Origin of the sequence: Bradyrhizobium sp. SZCCHNS1050 (assembly GCF_032484785.1) — a bacterium.
GTDB lineage: Bacteria > Pseudomonadota > Alphaproteobacteria > Rhizobiales > Xanthobacteraceae > Bradyrhizobium.
In genome coordinates, this window is sequence record NZ_JAUETR010000002.1 from 1,125,852 (window position 1) to 1,143,593 (window position 17,742).

Genomic DNA, 17,742 nt, shown 5'->3' on the forward strand with positions numbered 1-17,742 from the left:
AATCCATAGCCACAACCGGCCGTCGGGCGCGAGATGCTCGTGGCGCCTGCCTTCGACACACCTCGTCCTGTGGTTATGGATTCCGGGCTCATTCGCGCTGCTTCAAAATGGCTTCGCCATTTTGCGCGCGAATGCCCCGGAATGACTGGGAGGAAGGATCAGCACGAGGCATTGGCCCACACCTCGCGCGGAAGCCGGTACATCACCTGCCGGCGCAACGGGCTGTCCGCCTCGACTCGCGGATGATCGAAATCCGACGCCTCGTTCCTGATCATGCCGAGCTTGCGCATGACGTTCTGTGACGCCTGATTGGCCGGCGCGGCATAGGCGATGATCTCGTGGAGGCCGAGCTCATCGAAGCCGAACGTGAGCGACGCCCGCGCCGCCTCGGTCGCAATCCCCCGCCCCCAGGCCGCGCGCGCCAGCCGCCAGCCGATCTCGACCGCCGGCGTGAACGGCGCATCGAAGGCGACGCGGAACAGGCCGGTGGCGCCGAGGAAAGTGCCGGTGGCGCGGTCTTCGACCACCCAGAAGCCGAAGCCGTGCGCGGCCTGATGGGCGATCTGGAAATCGATCCACCGGTCCGAGTCCTGCCGCGTTGGCAGCGCGCGGAGGAATTGCATCACGGCCGGATCGGCGGACATCGCCGCGAACGGCGCGCGATCGTCATCGCGCCACTCGCGCAAGGTCAGGCGTTCGGTGGAGATGATCATGATGGGCAATCGGACCAGTCAATGACAAAGAGCTTCCGCATGGCGGAAGCTCTCCTGTATCACCGTCGTTGCGAGGAACGCAGCGACGAAGCAATCCAGAGCGGCACGCGCGGCCCCGGATTGCTTCCGCCGTCGCCTTTCGGGCTATGGCGGACAAGTCGCTTCGCTCGCAATGACGGAGGATGGACCTCGCCTACTTCGCTGGCTCCAGGATCGACACGTAGTTGGCCACGGCCGCGCCGCCCATGTTGAAGATGCCGCCGAGCTTGGCGTTGAGGAGCTGCATGCCCTCGGGCGCAGAGCCGGTGAGCTGCATGGCGGTCATGACGTGCATGGAGACGCCGGTGGCGCCGATCGGGTGGCCCTTGGCCTTGAGGCCGCCGGACGGATTGACCGGCAGCTTGCCGTCCTTGAGCGTCCAGCCCTCCTTGATGGCGCGGGCACCCTGCCCCCGCGGCGTCAGGCCCATCGCCTCGTACTCGATCAGTTCGGCGACCGTGAAGCAGTCATGGGTCTCGACGAAGGAGAGATCGGAGAGCGTGACGCCGGCTTTCTCCAGCGCGCGCTGCCAGGCCACGGTGCAGCCCTCGAAGGCGAGGATGTCGCGCTTGGACATCGGCAGGAAATCCTGCGCATGTGCGGTGGCGCGCACGTTCACTGCCTTGGCGAAGGACTTCGCGGTCTCGCTGTCGGTCAGCACCAGAGCGGCGGCGCCGTCGGACACCAGCGAGCAGTCGGTGCGCTTCAGGGGGCCGGCCACGTAAGGGTTCTTCTCGCTCTCGGAGCGGCAGAACTCGAAGCCGAAATCCTTGCGCATCTGCGCATAGGGATTGGCGACGCCGTTCCTGTGGTTCTTGGCGGCGATCAGCGCCAGCGCGTCGGACTGGTCGCCGTACTTCTGGAAATAGCCCTGCGCGATCTTGCCGAACACGCCGGCGAAGCCGCCGACGGTGTCGCCGTCCTCCGGCAGGTAGGACGCCTTGAGCAGGTTCTTGCCGATCTCCGGGCCCGGTGTGCGCGTCATCTGCTCGACGCCCACGACCAGCACGATTTTCGCGGCGCCGGCGGCGATGGCGCGGATGCCCTGGTGCACGGCGGCCGAGCCCGTCGCGCAGGCGTTCTCGACCCGGGTCGCCGGCTTGAAGCGCAGCGCCGGATCGGCCTGCAGCACCAGCGAGGCGGTGAAATCCTGGGGCGAGAAGCCCGCGTTGAAATGGCCGAGCACGATCTCGTCGACGTCACCGGCCGAGATGCCGGCGTCGGCGATCGCCTCATTGGCGACCTTGACGACGAGGCTCTCGACGGTCTCGGCGTCGAACTTCCCGAACGGCGTATGCGCCCATCCGACGATGCTGGCGGTCATGCTCTCTCTCCCGAATGTCTCCCTGCCCCTCAAATGGCGCTTTGCGCCATGTGAGTCCAGAGGCTGGCGGCCGTCTCAGGCCACGAACTTGCCACCGAGCTCATCCTCAATGTGAATCCGGATGATGTCGTCGAAGGTCTTTTCCTCGGTGGTGAAGCCGAGTTCGCGAGCCCGCTTGGCCTCGAAATTCCGCGGCCAGCCGGCGACGATGCCCACAATGAAGGGATCCGGCTCCCGCTTGATGCGATCCGCCACCTTGTCGCCTGCCACGCGACGCAGGGCTGCGATCTGCTCGCCAACCGTCGCCGACAGGCCGGGCATGGTCAGGTTCCGGCGTGGGCCGATCTTGGCCGTGTCCATGGTTGCGGCATGCAGGAGGAAGCCGACCGCCGAGCGCGGCGTGGCGTGCCAGTGGCGGACGTCCTCGGACACCGGCAGCACGGCCTCCTTGCCGGCCAAGGGCTCGCGCAGGATGTTGGAGAAGAAGCCGGAGGCGGCCTTGTTGGGCGCGCCGGGGCGGATGCAGATGGTCGGCAGGCGGATGCCGACGCCGTCGAAGAAGCCGCGGCGGCTGTAATCGGCCAGCAGGAGCTCACCGATCGCCTTCTGGGTGCCGTAGCTGAGCAGCGGCGCATTGACGAACTCGTCGCCGATGGCCTCGGGGAACGGCGCGCCGAACACCGCGATCGAGGAGGTAAAGACCAGCCGCGGCTTGTAGCCGTCGCCGATCAGCCTGACGGCGTCGAACAGCATCCGCGTGCCGTCGAGATTGATGCGGTAGCCCTTGTCGAAATCGAGCTCGGCCTCGCCGGAGACGATCGCGGCGAGGTGGAAGATCACGTCGGGACGGCCGGCGACGAGCTTCTCCGCAAAGCCTGGGACGGCGAAGTCCCCGGCGATGGTGTCGACGGCGATGGACGTGTCGGGCTTAGACGGCGCGACGATGTCCTGCAGCGTCATGCGAGTGATGGCCTTGTCGCCGAGGCGGCCGTCGCGGACGAGACGCTCGACCAGCTTGCGCCCGACCATGCCGGCGGCGCCGAGAACGAGAATATGCAAGGGTATGCTCCTTCAAATGCAACGATTGGGCGTGGTCTCAACGTTCGTCATTGCGAGCGAAGCGACTTGTCAGCCATAGCCCGAAAGGCGACGGCGGAAGCAATCCAGAGTCATCGGAATGGCTCTGGATTGCTTCGTCGCTTCGTTCCTCGCAATGACGGGAGTTGAGATCCGCGTGAGCAGCAAGCGACGCCTTGACCCGGCTCACGGACAAAGCCGCCTACTCCTTCACCGCGCCGGTCATGGCCGACACATAATGCTCGACGAAGAAGGCGTAAAGAATGACCAGCGGCAGCGAGCCGACCAGGGCGCCGGCCATCAGCGATCCCCATTTGTAGATGTCGCCGTCGACGAACTCGTTGACGATGGCGACCGGCACGGTCTTGTTCGGCGTCGACTGCAGGAAGGTCAGCGCGTAGATGAACTCGTTCCAGCACAGGGTGAACGAGAAGATGAAGGCCGAGATCAGGCCGGGCACGGCGAGCGGCACCACGATCTTCACCAGGATCTGCCAGCGGCTGGCGCCGTCGATCAGCGCGCATTCCTCGAGCTCGAACGGGATGGTCTTGAAGTAGCCCATCAGCAGCCAGGTCGAGAACGGGATGAGCAGCGTCGGATAGACCAGGATCAAGGACAACGGCGAGTCGAACAGCCCATAGGCCTGGATCACCGAGGCTAGCGGGATGAACAGGATCGACGGCGGCACCAGATAGGCGAAGAAGATCAGCACGCCGACGGTGTCGGCGCCCTTGAAGCGCAACCGCACGATCGCATAGGCCGCGAGCACGGAAGCGAAGATCGACAGCGTGGTGGCACCGACCGCGACATACATCGTGTTCCACAGCCAGCGCGGATACTGCGTCTCGAACAGCAGCTTGGAGATGTGCTTGAAGGTCGGATGCACCACCCAGAACGGATTGTACTTCTCCATGTCGATCAGCTGCTCGTCGGGTTTGATCGACGTCAGCCCCATCCAGTAGAACGGGAACAGCAGCACCACGAGGATGATGAACAGCGGCAGATAGAGCGTCACCAGCCGCCGCGGCAGCGACTCCAGATAGCTCATGCCCTCGGATTCGTCGGTGCCGGCCGTGGTGGGCGCCTTGGCGTGCAGCGTGGTGTCGGTCATTGGTCGGATCCTTGCTGCCATTTGCGCCGTTGCATGCCGAACCAGGAGATCGCGATCGCCGCCATCAGGAACGGGATCATCGCGGTGGCGATCGCGGCGCCCTCGCCGAGCCGTCCGGAGATGATGCCGCGCTGATAGCTCAGCGTCGCCATCAGGTGCGTGGCGTTGACGGGGCCGCCACGGGTGAGTGCCCAGATCAATTGGAAGTCGGTAAAGGTGAACAGCACCGAGAACGTCATGACGACCGCGATGATCGGCGTCAGCAGCGGATAGGTGATGAAGCGGAAGCGCTGCCAGCTGGTGGCGCCGTCGAGCGTGGCGGCCTCATAGAGCGAGGGCGACACGGTCTGCAGGCCGGCCAGCAAGGTGATCGCGACGAACGGCACGCCGCGCCAGATATTGGCGATGATGACGGAGGCGCGCGCCCAGTTGGTGTCGCCGAGAAAGTTGATGTTCTGCGTGATGATTCCGAGCTTGATCAGCGACCAGGAGATGATCGAGAACTGGGAATCGTAGATCCACCAGAACGCGATGGCCGACAGCACGGTGGGCACGATGAAGGGGATCAGCACGATGGCGCGGATCATTGCCTTGAACGGCATGTGCCGGTTCAACAGCAGCGCAAGATAGAGCCCGATGGCGAATTTGATGGCGCTCGCCACGATCGTGTAGAGCAGCGTGTTGAACACCGACAGCCAGAAGATCGAGTCGTCCCACAGCCATTCGTAGTTCTCGACCCCGACGAAGACGCCGCTGCGGCCGATCTTCTCGTCGGTGAAGCTCATCCAGACGCCGAGGCCCAGCGGATAGGCCAGGAACAGGATCAGGAAAGCCGCCGCGGGCAGCATGAACCACAGCGCGATGACGTTGCGGTTGGTCTTGATGCGCACCCATGCCGAGGGCTCGCCGACGGCGGCGCCTCGTGGCAACGAGGTCTGAATGGTACTCATTTATCCAGCAGCTCCCTTCGAACCGTGGGGTGAGCGACGCGCGCCCACCGGCGTTCGGGACGGATAGAGTTACTCCGTCATTGCGAGGAGCGAAGCGACGAAGCAATCCAGAGTCCGACGTTCCTCCCGGGATTGCTTCCGCCGTCGCCCGTCGGGCTATGGCGGACATGTCGCTGCGCTCGCAATGAGGGTGGGCACGGCGCGTTGCGCCTTGCCCACCCTCCGACGATGGCGACCGGCGCTCTCGCGCGCCGGTCGGCCTCGCTCAGCGGAAGATGCGCTTGGCCGAGCGCTCGGCGCTCGCCATCGCCGTCTTCACGTCCTCGCGGCCCGTGCAGTAGTTCGCGAACATGTCGACCAGGACGAAGTCGGCGATCGCGGCCGCAGCGGCCTCGCCGAGCTTGCCGACGCCGGCCGGCGTGGTCGCGGTCGCCGCGACGTCGCGATACGGCGTGTTCTTCGGATCGACGGTCCAGATCGGGTTGGCGTCATAGGCCTTGAGGAAGTGCGACAGGTAGCCCTGCGCCGCCTCGATCCACGGATTGAACTGCTCCGGCTCCAGCATGAAGGCGGTGAACGCCTTGCAGGTCTGCGGATACTTCGAGAAGTTGAACACCAGGATCGGGAAGCCCAGATGCATCTCGCGGGTCTTGCCGTCGAGGCCGGGCGGCAGATGCGCGTGGTTCATGTCCTCGGCGATCTGCGGCGCCTCCTTCTTGGCGGTCACGTAGATCGAGATGCCGTTGACCGTCGCGTAGAGCTGGCCGGCCAGGAACGCCTTGTTGTTGGAACTATCGTTCCACGACGCGGTGCCCGGCACGAAATTGTCGTACAGGCCCTTGACGTATTCGAGCGCCTTGGCGGTCTCCGGCGAGTTGATGACGACCTTGTTGTCCTTGTCGATCAAATTGCCGCCGTGCGCCCACAGCGCCCAGTGCACCCAGCCATTGGCGTCGCCCGAGGCATGGCCGAGCGCCATGCCGCCCGGGGTGCCGTTCTTGTTCATGGCCTTGAAGAACTCGGACATTCCCGCGAGATCCTTCGGGAACTCCTTGAAGCCGGCCTTTTCAGCCGCCGAGACGCGGTAGTTGATGAGACCGCCGGTGGCCGCCACGGGAATGCCGATCCACTTGCCGTCGAGCATGCCATAGGCCTTGCCCGAGTCGGTCCAGCCGCCGCACTTCTTGCCGAGGTAATCGGCGACGTCGGTCATGTCGACGCACTTGTTGGAGAACAGGAAGGGCAGCGTGTAGAGGCCCCACACCATGTCGAGCCCCTGCCCCGTATTGGCCGCGACCGAGGCCTTGGGCTGGACGTCGTCATAGGATTCGTTGGAGACGTTGATGGTGACGTTGTTGGCCTTCTGGAAGGCGTCGACGATCTTCATGAAGGCCACGTCCTCGGCCTCGACGAAGCGCTTCCAGCGCATCATGTTGATCTTGGCGCCGGGCTCGGGCTTGAAGGGCGAGGTCTGCGCCCAGGCCTTGGCGTAGCCGAGCAGGTCCTCGGCCGACATGGTCGCGGCAGCCGCCAGCAAGGTCGCGCCGCCCTTGAGCAGAGACCGTCGATCGGTGGGGAAATGAGCCATCTGAAGTTTTCTCCCGTTGAGTATTTTGCTTGTTTTGTTTGTTGTGTCGTTGCGTCGAGCGGCCGGCTCAAATCCTCCGGCCGCTATCCTTGTCGAACAGATGCGCCGCCGACGCGCGCGGGCGCAAATGGATCTTCTCGCCGGGATTGACCTCGTGGCGATCGCGGAACACCGCGATGATGTCCTGGGTGCCGATGCGGGCGACGATCTGCGTCTCCGAACCGGTCGGCTCGACCACGACAACCTCGGCTTCGATGCCGTCGCTGGCGAGCTCGAGATGCTCGGGCCGCACGCCGTACACCACAGGACGGCCGTCGGAGGCCGCCGGCGCGGTGAGGATCGGCAGCCGGGCGCCGTTCTCGGTCTCGACATAGACCGACCCATTGGACTTCAGGTGGCCGTTGAGGAAGTTCATCGCCGGCGAGCCGATGAATCCGGCCACGAACTGGTTGTCCGGCTTGTCGTAGAGATCGAGCGGCGAGCCCATCTGCTCGACGATGCCGTCATGCATCACGACGATCTTGTCGGCCATCGTCATGGCCTCGATCTGGTCGTGGGTGACGTAGACGGTGGTGGTCTTGAGCCGCTGATGCAGCTCCTTGATCTCGGTGCGCATCGCGACGCGCAGCTTGGCGTCGAGGTTCGACAACGGCTCGTCGAACAGGAACACCTGCGGATCGCGCACGATGGCGCGGCCCATCGCGACGCGCTGGCGCTGGCCACCGGAGAGCTGGCGCGGATAGCGGTCGAGCAGCGGCGTCAGCGCCAGAATCTCGGCGGCGCGCGCGACGCCCTTCTTGATGTCCTCCGGCCGTGCGCCGCGCAGCTTCAGCGAGAAGCCCATGTTGTCGGCGACCGTCATATGCGGATAGAGCGCGTAGTTCTGGAACACCATCGCGATGTCGCGCTCTTTCGGCTGCACGTTGTTGACGACGCGCTCGCCGATCGAGATGGTTCCGGCGGTGATGTTCTCGAGCCCTGCGAGCATGCGCAGCAGCGTCGACTTGCCGCAGCCGGACGGCCCGACCAGCACGACGAACTCGCCATCCTCGATCGGAATCGTCACGCCGTGCAGCACTTCGAATCCGCCGAATGATTTGCGCACGTCGCGAATTTGCACCGACGACATCAATTTCCTCCTCAAAGACCGACAGCATTGGCTGCTTGCCGGCGGCATTCTGACCGTTGTTCTCGGCCGTTTGATCAGGCCGCTTGTCGTTTTGTAGTCCTGGTCGTGCAGTCTTGTTCTTGGTGGTCTTGTTTTTGATGGTCTTGTTGGCTCTGGTCGTTCCGACTGGCTCCGAAACAGGGCCAGTGCGGCCGACATTGTCCGCAGTTCAGTTCGCTTCCGCAATGCCTCGCTTAGCAACCGCGTGATAGCGCTGTCAATATCGCTTGTGTACCAGACCGCCTATGCTATGAGCGAGGCATGGGACGGAAACGCATCGAGCCGGGCAAAGTCCGGCTGACCGAAGTTGCGGCACTGGCGGGCGTCAGCCCGATCACGGTGTCACGCTTCTTCCGTAATCCCGACACGGTCTCGGCCGGCCGCCGCACGAGGATCGAGAGTGCCGCCAAGGAGCTCGGCTATGTGCCGAACCTCGCCGCGCGCGCGCTCGCATCGCAGCGCACCGAAGTGATCGGCGTGCTGATACCGTCCCTCACCAACAACGTGTTCTCCGACGTGCTGCGGGGCATCTATGATGCGTTCGAAGGCAGCCGCTACAGCATCCAGCTCGCCAACACCCGCTACAGCGTGTTGCAGGAGGAGCGCCTGCTGCGGTTGTTCCTGATGCAGAAGCCGGCCGGCCTGATCGTGACCGGTCTCGACCAGACGGCGGAGAGCCGCTCGATCATCCAGGCAGCGGACTGTCCCGTCGTGCAGATCATGGAGCTCGGCGCCAACCCGATCGACATGATGATCGGATTTTCGCACGTCGATGCCTGTTTTGCAGCCATTTTACACCTTCTCGCGCAGGGCTGCCGTCGCATCGGCTTCATCGGCGCCCGCATGGACCCAAGGGTGCAGCGCAGGCTGCAGGGCTATCAGAACGCGATGAAGGAGGCCGGCTTGTTCGACCCGCGTCTCATCGTCACGGCGCCTGTTCCGACCTCGACCACAATGGGCGGCAGCCTGTTCTCCGATCTGCTGATGAAGGCGCCGGATCTCGACGCCGTGTTCTGCGCCAACGACGATCTCGCGCTCGGCGTGCTGTTCGAATGCCAGCGCCGGCACATTGCGGTGCCCGAGCAGATCGCGATCGTCGGCTTCAACGACATGGAATTCATGGCCGCGGCGGTTCCGACGCTCACCAGCGTGCGTACCAATCGCTACGAGATGGGTCGGCGTGCGGCGACGATGATCATGGACGCCGTCGAAGGCCGTCCCGTGGCGCAGCGCGTCGTCGATCTCGGCTTCGAGGTGATCGAACGGCAGAGCTCGACCTTGCAGCGCGCCGCCGCAAGTCCGCAGCCCGCGTCGGGGCGCGCTTCCGGAACAAAATGGTAGCGCAACCAAAAGCCATGAACTAGAACCACTCGAACCAACGACGACTTGAACGAAAGACGTAGGCGATCTTCGACAGCGGGCCGATGGCGCGCAGACGACGGACCGGCCTCGCCACGTTTGCACTGCGGGAGAAAACACATGACGAACTCGAACGGGCATGCCGGCAACGGCGCTGACAAAAGCCGCAAGCTGCGCTCGCAGGCGTGGTTCAACGATCCGCACAATCCGGGCATGACCGCGCTCTATCTCGAGCGTTATCTGAATTACGGCCTGACCCGGGCTGAGCTGCAGTCGGGCAAGCCGATCATCGGCATTGCCCAGACCGGCAACGATCTCTCGCCCTGCAACCGCCACCACATCGAGCTGGCGCACCGCGTCCGCGAGGGCATCCGCGCCGCCGGCGGCATCGCGATGGAATTTCCGACCCATCCGATCCAGGAGACCGGCAAGCGCCCGACGGCCGCGCTCGACCGCAACCTCGCTTATCTCGGCCTGGTCGAAATCCTGTTCGGCTATCCGCTCGACGGCGTGGTGCTGACGACCGGCTGCGACAAGACGACGCCGGCCTGCCTGATGGCCGCGGCGACCGTGAACATCCCCGCCATCGTGCTGTCGGGCGGCCCGATGCTGAACGGCTGGCACGAGGGTCAGCGCACCGGCTCCGGCACCGTGGTGTGGAAGTCGCGCGAGCGGCTCGCCGCCGGCGAGATCGGCTATGAGGAGTTCATGGAGATCGTCGCCTCCTCGGCGCCGTCGGTTGGCCATTGCAACACCATGGGCACGGCATCGACGATGAATGCGCTGGCCGAGGCGCTCGGCATGTCCCTGCCCGGCTGCGCCGCGATCCCCGCGCCCTATCGCGAGCGCGGCCAGATCGCCTACGAGACCGGAACGCGCATCGTCGACATGGTGTGGGAAGACCTGAAGCCATCCGACATCCTGACACGCAAGGCGTTCGAGAACTGCATCGTCGCCAACTCCGCGATCGGCGGCTCGACCAACGCGCCGATCCATATCAACGCGCTGGCGCGCCATGTCGGCGTCGAGCTCGACATCGACGACTGGCAGAAGGTCGGCCACGACGTGCCGCTGCTCGTCAACATGCAGCCGGCCGGCTTCTATCTCGGCGAGGAATTCCATCGCGCCGGCGGCGTGCCGGCCGTGATCGGCGAGTTGATGCGGCACAAGCGCATCCACGAGGACGTCATCACCGTCAACGGCCGCAGCATGGGTGAGAATTGCCGCGAGGCAGCGAAGCCCGACGGCGACGTGATCTGGTCCTACGACAAGCCGCTGGTGAAGGATGCCGGCTTCCTGGTGCTGCGCGGCAACCTGTTCGATTCCGCGATCATGAAGACCAGCGTGATCTCCAAGGAGTTCCGCGACCGCTATCTCAGCAATCCGAAGGACCCGAACGCCTTCGAGGGCCGCGCCATCGTGTTCGAGGGGCCTGAGGACTATCACGACCGCATCGATGATGAGCAGCTTGCGATCGACGAGCACTGCGTGCTGTTCATCCGCGGCGCCGGTCCGATCGGCTATCCCGGCGGCGCCGAGGTCGTGAACATGCAGCCGCCGGCGGCGCTGATCAAGCGCGGCATCCTGTCCCTGCCCTGCATTGGCGACGGCCGGCAGTCCGGCACCTCGGGCTCACCGTCGATTCTCAATGCGTCGCCGGAGGCCGCCGCCGATGGCGGGCTCGCAATCCTCAAGACCGGCGATCGCGTGCGCATCGACCTCAACAAGGGCTCGGCCAATATCCTGATCTCGGACGAGGAGCTTGCGAAGCGGCGCGCCGAGCTGAAGGCCAAGGGCGGCTTCCCGCACCCCGCCAACCAGACGCCATGGCAGGAGCTCTATCGCAACACCGTCGGCCAGCAGGCCACCGGCGCCTGCATGGAGCTTGCCACGCGCTATCACAACATCGCCGGCACCGTGGGTGTGGCAAGGCATAATCACTAGACCCAACTGCCGTCATTCCGGGGCGCGCGAAGCGCGAGCCCGGAATCCATACTCCCGATCGTGGTTATGGATTCCGGGCCCATCGCTTCGCGATGTCCCGGAATGACGATAACTAAGAAGTCAATTCCCAAGGGAGACTCCATGTCCGACCGTCTCAAGGGCAAGCGCGCCTTCGTCACTGCCGCCGCTGCCGGCATCGGCCGCGCCTGTGCCATTGCCTTCGCGCGTCAAGGCGCCACCGTATTCGCCACCGACATCGATGAGAACGGCCTGAACACGCTGAAGAGCGAAGGCATTGCCGAGGTCGCGACGCTCGACGTGCGCAACACCGCGGCCGTGAACGCGATGGCCGAGCGGGTCGGCAAGGTCGAGATCCTGCTCAATGCCGCCGGCTTCGTGCATAACGGCACAATCCTCGACTGCTCCGACGACGACTGGGATTTCTCGTTCGATCTGAACGTCAAGTCGATGCATCGCACGATCCGCGCCTTCCTGCCGAAGATGCTCGATCAGGGCGGCGGCGCCATCGTCAACATCGCCTCCGCCGCGGGCGTGTTCAAGGCGGCACCGAACCGCTACGTCTACGGTGCGACCAAGGCAGCCGTGGCGGCGCTGACGCGCTCGGTCGCAGCCGATTTCGTCGGCAAGAAGATCCGCTGCAACTGCATCTGCCCGGGCACGATCGAAACGCCCTCGATGCTGGGACGCGCGGCCTCGGCCGGCCCGAACGGGCTGGAGATGTTCATCTCGCGCCAGCCGATGGGCCGGCTCGGCACGGCGGAGGAGATCGCCCATCTCGCGGTCTATCTTGCCAGCGACGAGAGCGCGTTCACGACCGGCGTCGCGCATACCATCGACGGCGGCTGGACGCTGTAGTTCTGCTCCGTCATTCCGGGGCAGCCCGCAGGGCTGAACCCGGAATCTCGAGATTCCGGGTTCGCGCTGCGCGCGCTCCGGAATGACGACAACAAAGATCGACCGGGGAAACATCATGAACCACATCGACCTTACCAACCGCTGCGCCGTGGTCACCGGCGGCGCGCAAGGTTTTGGCCGCGCCATCACCGAGCGCTTCAAGTCGTCGGGCGCGAAGGTTGCGATCTGGGATCACGACATCGCGCTGGCGGAGAAGACCGCGCAGGCGATCGGTCCGGAGGTGCTGGCGCTGCAGGTCGACGTCACCGACACCAAAGCGGTCGAAGGCGCCCGTGACGCGACGCTGGCCGCGTTCGGCAGCATCGACATCCTGGTCAACAATGCCGGCATCGCCGGCATCAACAAGACGGTGTGGGAGACCGATCTCGAGGAGTGGCGCAAGGTGCTGCGCATCAATCTCGACGGTCCCTTCATCTGCGCCAAGGCGATCGTGCCGGTGATGCTGAAGCAGGGCTATGGCCGCATCGTCAACATCGCCTCGATCGCCGGCAAGGAGGGCAACCCGAACGCTGCGCACTACTCCGCGTCCAAAGCCGGCCTGATCGCGCTGACAAAGTCGCTCGGCAAGGAGCTGGCGCAGCACAACATCACGGTCAATGCGGTGACGCCCGCCGCGGCGAAGACTGCCATCTTCGACCAGATGACGGAAGCGCACATCAACTTCATGCTGTCGAAGATCCCGAAAGGCCGCTTCGTGCTGGTGGAAGAGCTCGCCGCGCTGGTGTCGTGGCTCGCCTCTGAAGAGTGCTCGTTCTCGACCGGCGCCGTATTCGACATTTCCGGTGGCCGCGCAACTTATTAGTCGGCGTGCCGATCGATAGAGCCCGTCCTCACCGAGAAATCGTCATTGCGAGGAGGCGAAAGCCGACGAAGCACTCCAGAGCTCCTCGCGCGGCCCTGGATTGCTCCGCGGCGCCGCTGCGCTCGCAATGACGGCGATAGGCAGAACCGTTCCGGTACTGCTGACGATCGCGAGAGATCATGACCAGTTGGAGGTCCCACCATGACCCACCACGGCGGCTGCTTCTGCGGCGCGGTGCGCTTCCAATGCACCGGCGAGCCGATCAACGTACGCGTCTGCCACTGCCGCAACTGCCAGCGGGCGACGGGCGCGCCGTTCTTCGCCCGCGCGCTGTTCGCGCACGACGCGCTGACGATCACCGGCGAAACCGCGCGCTTCCCCTCCTCCGACGCGCTCGATCGCATGTTCTGCCCGCGCTGCGGCGTCAGGCTGTTCTCATGGCGCAGGACGCGCCCGGTTGTCGGCGTGGCCCTGGCCTGCTTCGACGACCGCAACGCCTTTGCCCCGACCGAGCACATCTGGGTCTCGGAAAAGATGGATTGGGTGCAGCTCAGCGACGGCCTGCCGCAATTTCCGGAGAATCCCGCGTAGCATCGGGGAACCATCGTGCCTATGTAAGGCGGTAACGCGTCCGGAACCCCGATCCTTGAACATCTCGCTCTACGGCATCTCCGTCTGGATCCTGCCGATCATCATCGCCATCACCTTTCATGAGGCTGCTCACGCCTTCGTCGCCTGGCGGTTCGGCGACGACACCGCGTTGCGACTCGGTCGCGTCAGCTTCAACCCGCTCAAGCACATCGATCCGTTCGGCACCGTCCTGCTGCCGGGCATGCTGCTGCTGTCCGGCTCGCCGTTCCTGTTCGGCTACGCCAAGCCGGTGCCGGTCGATTTTCGCAATCTGAAGCCGCTGCGCGCCGGCATGGTGATGGTGGCGCTGGCCGGACCGGCCACCAACATCGCGCTGGCGCTGGCGGCCGGACTGGCGTTCCACGCCCTGCCGCTGGTTCCACCGGAGGCGGCGCGGTGGGTGGCCAGCAATCTGTGGAATATTTTCTCGTTCAACATCCTGCTCGCCGTGTTCAACATGCTCCCGATACCGCCGCTCGATGGCGGCCGGGTCGCGGTGGGCGTGCTGCCGGCGGCGCTGGCGCGGCCGCTTGCCCGGCTCGAGCCGTATGGCATGCTGATTCTGATCGGATGTCTGATCCTCCTGCCGCTGGCGGGTTCCCAATTTGGTCTCAATCTTGATCTCGTGTCGGGGCTGCTCCGCGCCACGACCGATTCTCTGAAGCAGCTGCTTCTGCTATTGACGGGTAATGTCTAGATCTACCCGTCAGGGATGGTAACGAACGAGCCCCGAGGCACTCTTGGTCAAAGCCGCTGACATGATGATCGCACGCCGCGCCGACACCCGCGCCCGTGCCGATTTCGCGACCTGGAAGATGATCGCCAAGCTGAACGGCGCCTCCGGCCTGCCGCCGGCGGCGCAGGACTTCCTGGCAAGCTACAAGGCCCGCCTCGGCGACATGCCGGAGGACGAGGCGACCGAGGCCACCATCCGCGAGATGTACAAGGCCTATTATGCCGAGATGGGCGGCGGCGGCGCCCCGCCCGAGGTCAAGCCGGTCGCCGCCGAGCCGGTGACCGGCAATGTCACCGCCTTCCGCAAGCTGCCGCCGAAGAAGGCGGCGCAAAGCGGGACGACCGCTCCGCGCAAGCTGCCGGTTGCGCTGATCTTCGCCGCGCTCTGCGTGGTCTACGTCGGAGTCAGGCTGTATTGGCAGTGAGGTCAGCCGAACCCCACCCGCTCATTTCGGCGGGTTGAACTTGACCGGCAGGATGAAGGAGAACTCGTCGTCGGTGAGGCCCGCGGGAGGCTTTGGCACGGGATCCGAACGGCGGACCATGCTGAGGGCGGCCTGATCGAACTCCGGATCGCCGGACGTTTCCTTGACGTCCACCGAGACGACACGGCCGAGCCGATTGAGCACGAGCGCCAGCTTGAGCTGGGCAGCGGCCTTCTTTCCGGATGGATACTTCTTGTGCAGTTCGAAATAGGCGCTGATCTTGCGGCCCCAATTGGCCGTCAGCCTTTGCACGTCCTTGCCGATACCGGCATTCGGCGCTTTGGTCTTCTCGGCTTCAGGAACCTTCTCGTCCAGGGCCTTGCGCGCGCTGTCTTCGGAGGCTTCCTGCGCCTCCGACGCCTGTGTCTGGACCGTCGCGACCTTCTGCTCCTCGGTCGGCTTCTTCACGTCAGAGGTCGTGACCTCGCGGTCGGCCTCCTCGGTCGTGGTCGGCACATCCTTCTGCAGATCGGTCTGCTCGACCTCGGCCTTCTGCTCCTGCATCTGCGGAGCGGCGGTCTGCGCTACCGAGTCCTGTCCGACCGGAACCTCGTCGTCCTCGACCTTCGGCGAGCCCATATCGATGTCGATGACCTCGGCGCCCGCCGCGCCGAGGCCGCCGGCGTCCTCGTCGTCGTTCAGATGCGTCAGCGCCAGCGCGGCCCCGCCGACATGCAGGATCAGCGCGCCCATGATCGCCAGAAACCAGAGACGGCGCGAGGGGGAGTGCCCGATGTCGAGGTCGCTCATCACAAGCCGGCGCTCCTCACGGCTGCGCGGGCTGGGCCGGCGGCACCTGCACGGCCGCGGCAGGCGGCGCTTCCAGCGCCACCAGCTTGATCTTGGTGTAACCGCCGGCGCGCAGCAGTTCCAGGACGCCCATCAGCTCGCCATAGGGCACCAGCTTGTCAGCGCGCAGGAAGATCGGCCGGTCCTTCGGCTGATCGGTCATGGCATCGAGCTCGCGCACGAGATCGACGCGCTTGACCAGATTTTCCCCGATCGCCAGCGACAGGTCCGGCTTGATCGAGACATAGGTCGGCTTGTCCGGCTTCTTCTGCGGCGTGGCGCTCGAGGACGGCAGGTCGATCGGCAGGTCGACGGTCGAGAGCGGCGCGGCCACCATGAAGATGATCAGCAGCACCAGGATGACGTCGATGAAAGGCGTCACGTTGATGTCGTGGGTCTCGTCGAAATCGTCGTCGAGATCGCCTTCGGAGAGCGAGACGGCCATCCTCGGCTACTCCGCCGCCCGGACGTGAAGGCCGGTATGGCTGCGATCGAGATCGCGCGACAGCAATCGTCCGGTGGTGCCGGAGGCGCGGTTGACGAGCTCGAGATAGCCCTTCGTGACCCGCGAGAAGTGATTGTAGATGATCACGGCCGGAATCGCCGCGGCCAGACCGATCGCGGTCGCCAGCAGCGCTTCCGCGATGCCCGGCGCGACCACCGCGAGGTTGGTGGTCTGCGATCTGGAAATGCCGATGAAGCTGTTCATGATGCCCCAGACGGTACCGAACAGTCCGACGAAGGGCGAGATCGCGCCGACGGTGGCGAGCAGGCCCATGCCGGTGCGGACCCTGCGCGCTTCGGCGCGAACGATCTCGGTGAAGCTCGAGGCTGCGCGCTCCTTGATGCCCTCGTCACTGCCGAGCCCGGCCGACAGCCGTGCCTCTGATATCGCAGCCTGCAGCAGCAATGCCGCGACGGTCTTGCCTTGACCAAGCGCAAGATGGGCCTCGGCCAGCGACTTCGCCCCGGTCAGCTTGCGCAGCGCGACGACCAGCCGGCGGCGCAGGACGGAGAATTCGAGGCTCTTGGCGATCAGGATCGTCCAGCTTGCGATCGAGGCCAGCGCCAGCATGATCATGACCGCTTTGACGACGATGTCGGCCTTGAGAAACATGCCGAACGGCGACAGCTCGTCCAGCCCGGTGGTCACCGACTTGCCATTGCGGGCGCCGGTCTCGATGCCCACCGGGGCGGCAGCCGTTGGGGCGACCTGTCCCGACGCGGGAGGGGCCATCGTCTGGGCTGTGCCCGGCGCCGGCGCGGACAGATCGGTCGAGACCGCCGGGGCGGACCTGGCCGGCTCCTGCTGCGCATGTGCAGGTAGCCCCGCAGCAACAGACAGACATGACAGGACGATTGCAAACCTAACGAGGAACGATGTCATCATATCTCGGCCCATTAGACCTCGGCCCATTGCCGGATCAGATTGTGATAGATGCCGGTCAGCTTGACAGCATCGGGATCGTCCCTCCCGAGGCGGTCCGCCAAGCTCTGGATCGCCGCGTCCAGATCGAAGATCATGCTCCGGACGTGGGCATCCCGTATCATGCTCTGCATCCAGAAAAAAGAGGCGACCCGGGAGCCGCGCGTGACCGGCGTGACCATGTGAAGGCTCGATGACGGATACAGCACCGCGTGCCCCGCGGGCAACTTGACTTCGTGCGAGCCGTAGGTGTCCTCGATCACAAGCTCGCCACCGTCATAGCTGTCGGGCTCGGCCAGGAACAAGGTCATCGACAGATCGGTGCGGATGCGCAGGCCGGTCCGCGGATCGCCGCGCACGGCATTGTCGACATGGATGCCGAAATGGTCGCCGCGCGAGGCGGTGTAGCGGTTGAACAAAGGCGGAAAGATCTGCAGCGGGATCGCCGCCGACAGGAAGCGCGGATTCTTCGTCAGTGCCGTGATGATGCGCTGGCCCAGCACCCGCGCCGCCTCGCCGTCGGGCGGCAACTGCTCATTGCGCTTGACCATGGCCGACTGCGCCCCGGCCGTCGAGCGGCCGTCCTCCCACTCCGCCGCATCCATGATGCGGCGGAAGTCGGCGACCTCGTCTTTGGACAGAACGTCCGGGATGCAGATCAGCATG

At 65.0% G+C, this 17,742-nt stretch carries 18 protein-coding genes; 7 read left to right on the forward strand and 11 right to left on the reverse strand.

The genetic code is table 11. The features are described 5' to 3' along the window. Positions 1-158: 158 nt before the first annotated feature. The 7 genes from QX094_RS29590 to QX094_RS29620 form a co-directional block, all read right to left on the reverse strand. Positions 159-713, reverse strand: a complete 555-nt coding sequence (locus QX094_RS29590; RefSeq protein WP_316164603.1) for a GNAT family N-acetyltransferase — start codon at positions 711-713, stop codon at positions 159-161. 193 nt (positions 714-906) lie between these two features. Then, positions 907-2,076 carry an acetyl-CoA acetyltransferase gene (locus QX094_RS29595; protein WP_316164602.1) on the reverse strand — a complete coding sequence of 390 codons (1,170 nt, stop codon included), beginning with the start codon at positions 2,074-2,076 and terminating at the stop codon, positions 907-909. 75 nt (positions 2,077-2,151) lie between these two features. Continuing rightward, the gene (gene denD, locus QX094_RS29600; protein WP_315749735.1) at positions 2,152-3,135 is read right to left on the reverse strand and encodes a D-erythronate dehydrogenase; all 984 of its coding nucleotides are present in this window, start codon (positions 3,133-3,135) and stop codon (positions 2,152-2,154) included. Between the two features lie 220 nt (positions 3,136-3,355). Continuing rightward, positions 3,356-4,264: a carbohydrate ABC transporter permease gene (locus QX094_RS29605; protein WP_316164601.1), complete on the reverse strand. Its 909-nt coding sequence runs from the start codon at positions 4,262-4,264 to the stop codon at positions 3,356-3,358. Next, the gene (locus QX094_RS29610) at positions 4,261-5,214 is read right to left on the reverse strand and encodes a sugar ABC transporter permease (protein ID WP_315714456.1); all 954 of its coding nucleotides are present in this window, start codon (positions 5,212-5,214) and stop codon (positions 4,261-4,263) included. Before QX094_RS29610 ends, QX094_RS29605 begins: the two co-directional genes overlap by 4 nt. Before the next feature lie 265 nt (positions 5,215-5,479). Next, on the reverse strand, positions 5,480-6,802 hold the full coding sequence (locus QX094_RS29615; protein WP_315714457.1) for an ABC transporter substrate-binding protein: 1,323 nt from the start codon (positions 6,800-6,802) through the stop codon (positions 5,480-5,482). A gap of 67 nt (positions 6,803-6,869) precedes the next feature. Further along, positions 6,870-7,931 (reverse strand): sn-glycerol-3-phosphate ABC transporter ATP-binding protein UgpC, encoded by a 1,062-nt coding sequence (locus QX094_RS29620; RefSeq protein ID WP_315714458.1) that lies wholly within the window; start codon positions 7,929-7,931, stop codon positions 6,870-6,872. Between the two features lie 300 nt (positions 7,932-8,231). Between QX094_RS29620 and QX094_RS29625 the strand changes: the two genes are divergently transcribed. The 7 genes from QX094_RS29625 to QX094_RS29655 all read left to right on the forward strand — a co-directional run bounded on the left by QX094_RS29625 (position 8,232) and on the right by QX094_RS29655 (position 14,801). Further along, positions 8,232-9,311 (forward strand): LacI family DNA-binding transcriptional regulator, encoded by a 1,080-nt coding sequence (locus tag QX094_RS29625; RefSeq protein ID WP_315714459.1) that lies wholly within the window; start codon positions 8,232-8,234, stop codon positions 9,309-9,311. 138 nt (positions 9,312-9,449) lie between these two features. Beyond that, positions 9,450-11,273 carry an IlvD/Edd family dehydratase gene (locus QX094_RS29630; protein ID WP_315714460.1) on the forward strand — a complete coding sequence of 608 codons (1,824 nt, stop codon included), beginning with the start codon at positions 9,450-9,452 and terminating at the stop codon, positions 11,271-11,273. Between the two features lie 141 nt (positions 11,274-11,414). Next, the gene (locus tag QX094_RS29635; RefSeq protein WP_315714462.1) at positions 11,415-12,149 is read left to right on the forward strand and encodes an SDR family oxidoreductase; all 735 of its coding nucleotides are present in this window, start codon (positions 11,415-11,417) and stop codon (positions 12,147-12,149) included. A gap of 115 nt (positions 12,150-12,264) precedes the next feature. Continuing rightward, the gene (locus QX094_RS29640) at positions 12,265-13,011 is read left to right on the forward strand and encodes an SDR family NAD(P)-dependent oxidoreductase (RefSeq protein WP_315714463.1); all 747 of its coding nucleotides are present in this window, start codon (positions 12,265-12,267) and stop codon (positions 13,009-13,011) included. A gap of 201 nt (positions 13,012-13,212) precedes the next feature. Continuing rightward, positions 13,213-13,602, forward strand: coding sequence for a GFA family protein (locus tag QX094_RS29645; RefSeq protein WP_315714464.1), 390 nt, complete (start codon positions 13,213-13,215; stop codon positions 13,600-13,602). A gap of 55 nt (positions 13,603-13,657) precedes the next feature. After that, complete coding sequence (locus QX094_RS29650; RefSeq protein WP_315714465.1) at positions 13,658-14,338, forward strand: site-2 protease family protein; 681 nt, start codon at positions 13,658-13,660, stop codon at positions 14,336-14,338. Positions 14,339-14,399: 61 nt separating this feature from the next. Next, on the forward strand, positions 14,400-14,801 hold the full coding sequence (locus tag QX094_RS29655; protein ID WP_315714962.1) for a hypothetical protein: 402 nt from the start codon (positions 14,400-14,402) through the stop codon (positions 14,799-14,801). Between the two features lie 21 nt (positions 14,802-14,822). Here the strand turns inward: QX094_RS29655 and QX094_RS29660 are convergent, their stop codons facing one another. The 4 genes from QX094_RS29660 to QX094_RS29675 are packed head-to-tail and all read right to left on the reverse strand — an operon-like array spanning position 14,823 to position 17,741. Then, positions 14,823-15,611: a TonB family protein gene (locus QX094_RS29660; RefSeq protein ID WP_315714466.1), complete on the reverse strand. Its 789-nt coding sequence runs from the start codon at positions 15,609-15,611 to the stop codon at positions 14,823-14,825. 16 nt (positions 15,612-15,627) lie between these two features. Beyond that, complete coding sequence (exbD, locus tag QX094_RS29665; protein ID WP_315714467.1) at positions 15,628-16,095, reverse strand: TonB system transport protein ExbD; 468 nt, start codon at positions 16,093-16,095, stop codon at positions 15,628-15,630. 6 nt (positions 16,096-16,101) lie between these two features. Beyond that, positions 16,102-17,040, reverse strand: a complete 939-nt coding sequence (exbB, locus tag QX094_RS29670; RefSeq protein ID WP_315714468.1) for a tonB-system energizer ExbB — start codon at positions 17,038-17,040, stop codon at positions 16,102-16,104. 11 nt (positions 17,041-17,051) lie between these two features. Next, positions 17,052-17,741 (reverse strand): Fe2+-dependent dioxygenase, encoded by a 690-nt coding sequence (locus tag QX094_RS29675; RefSeq protein ID WP_315714469.1) that lies wholly within the window; start codon positions 17,739-17,741, stop codon positions 17,052-17,054. Between the last annotated feature and the right edge of the window lies 1 nt (position 17,742).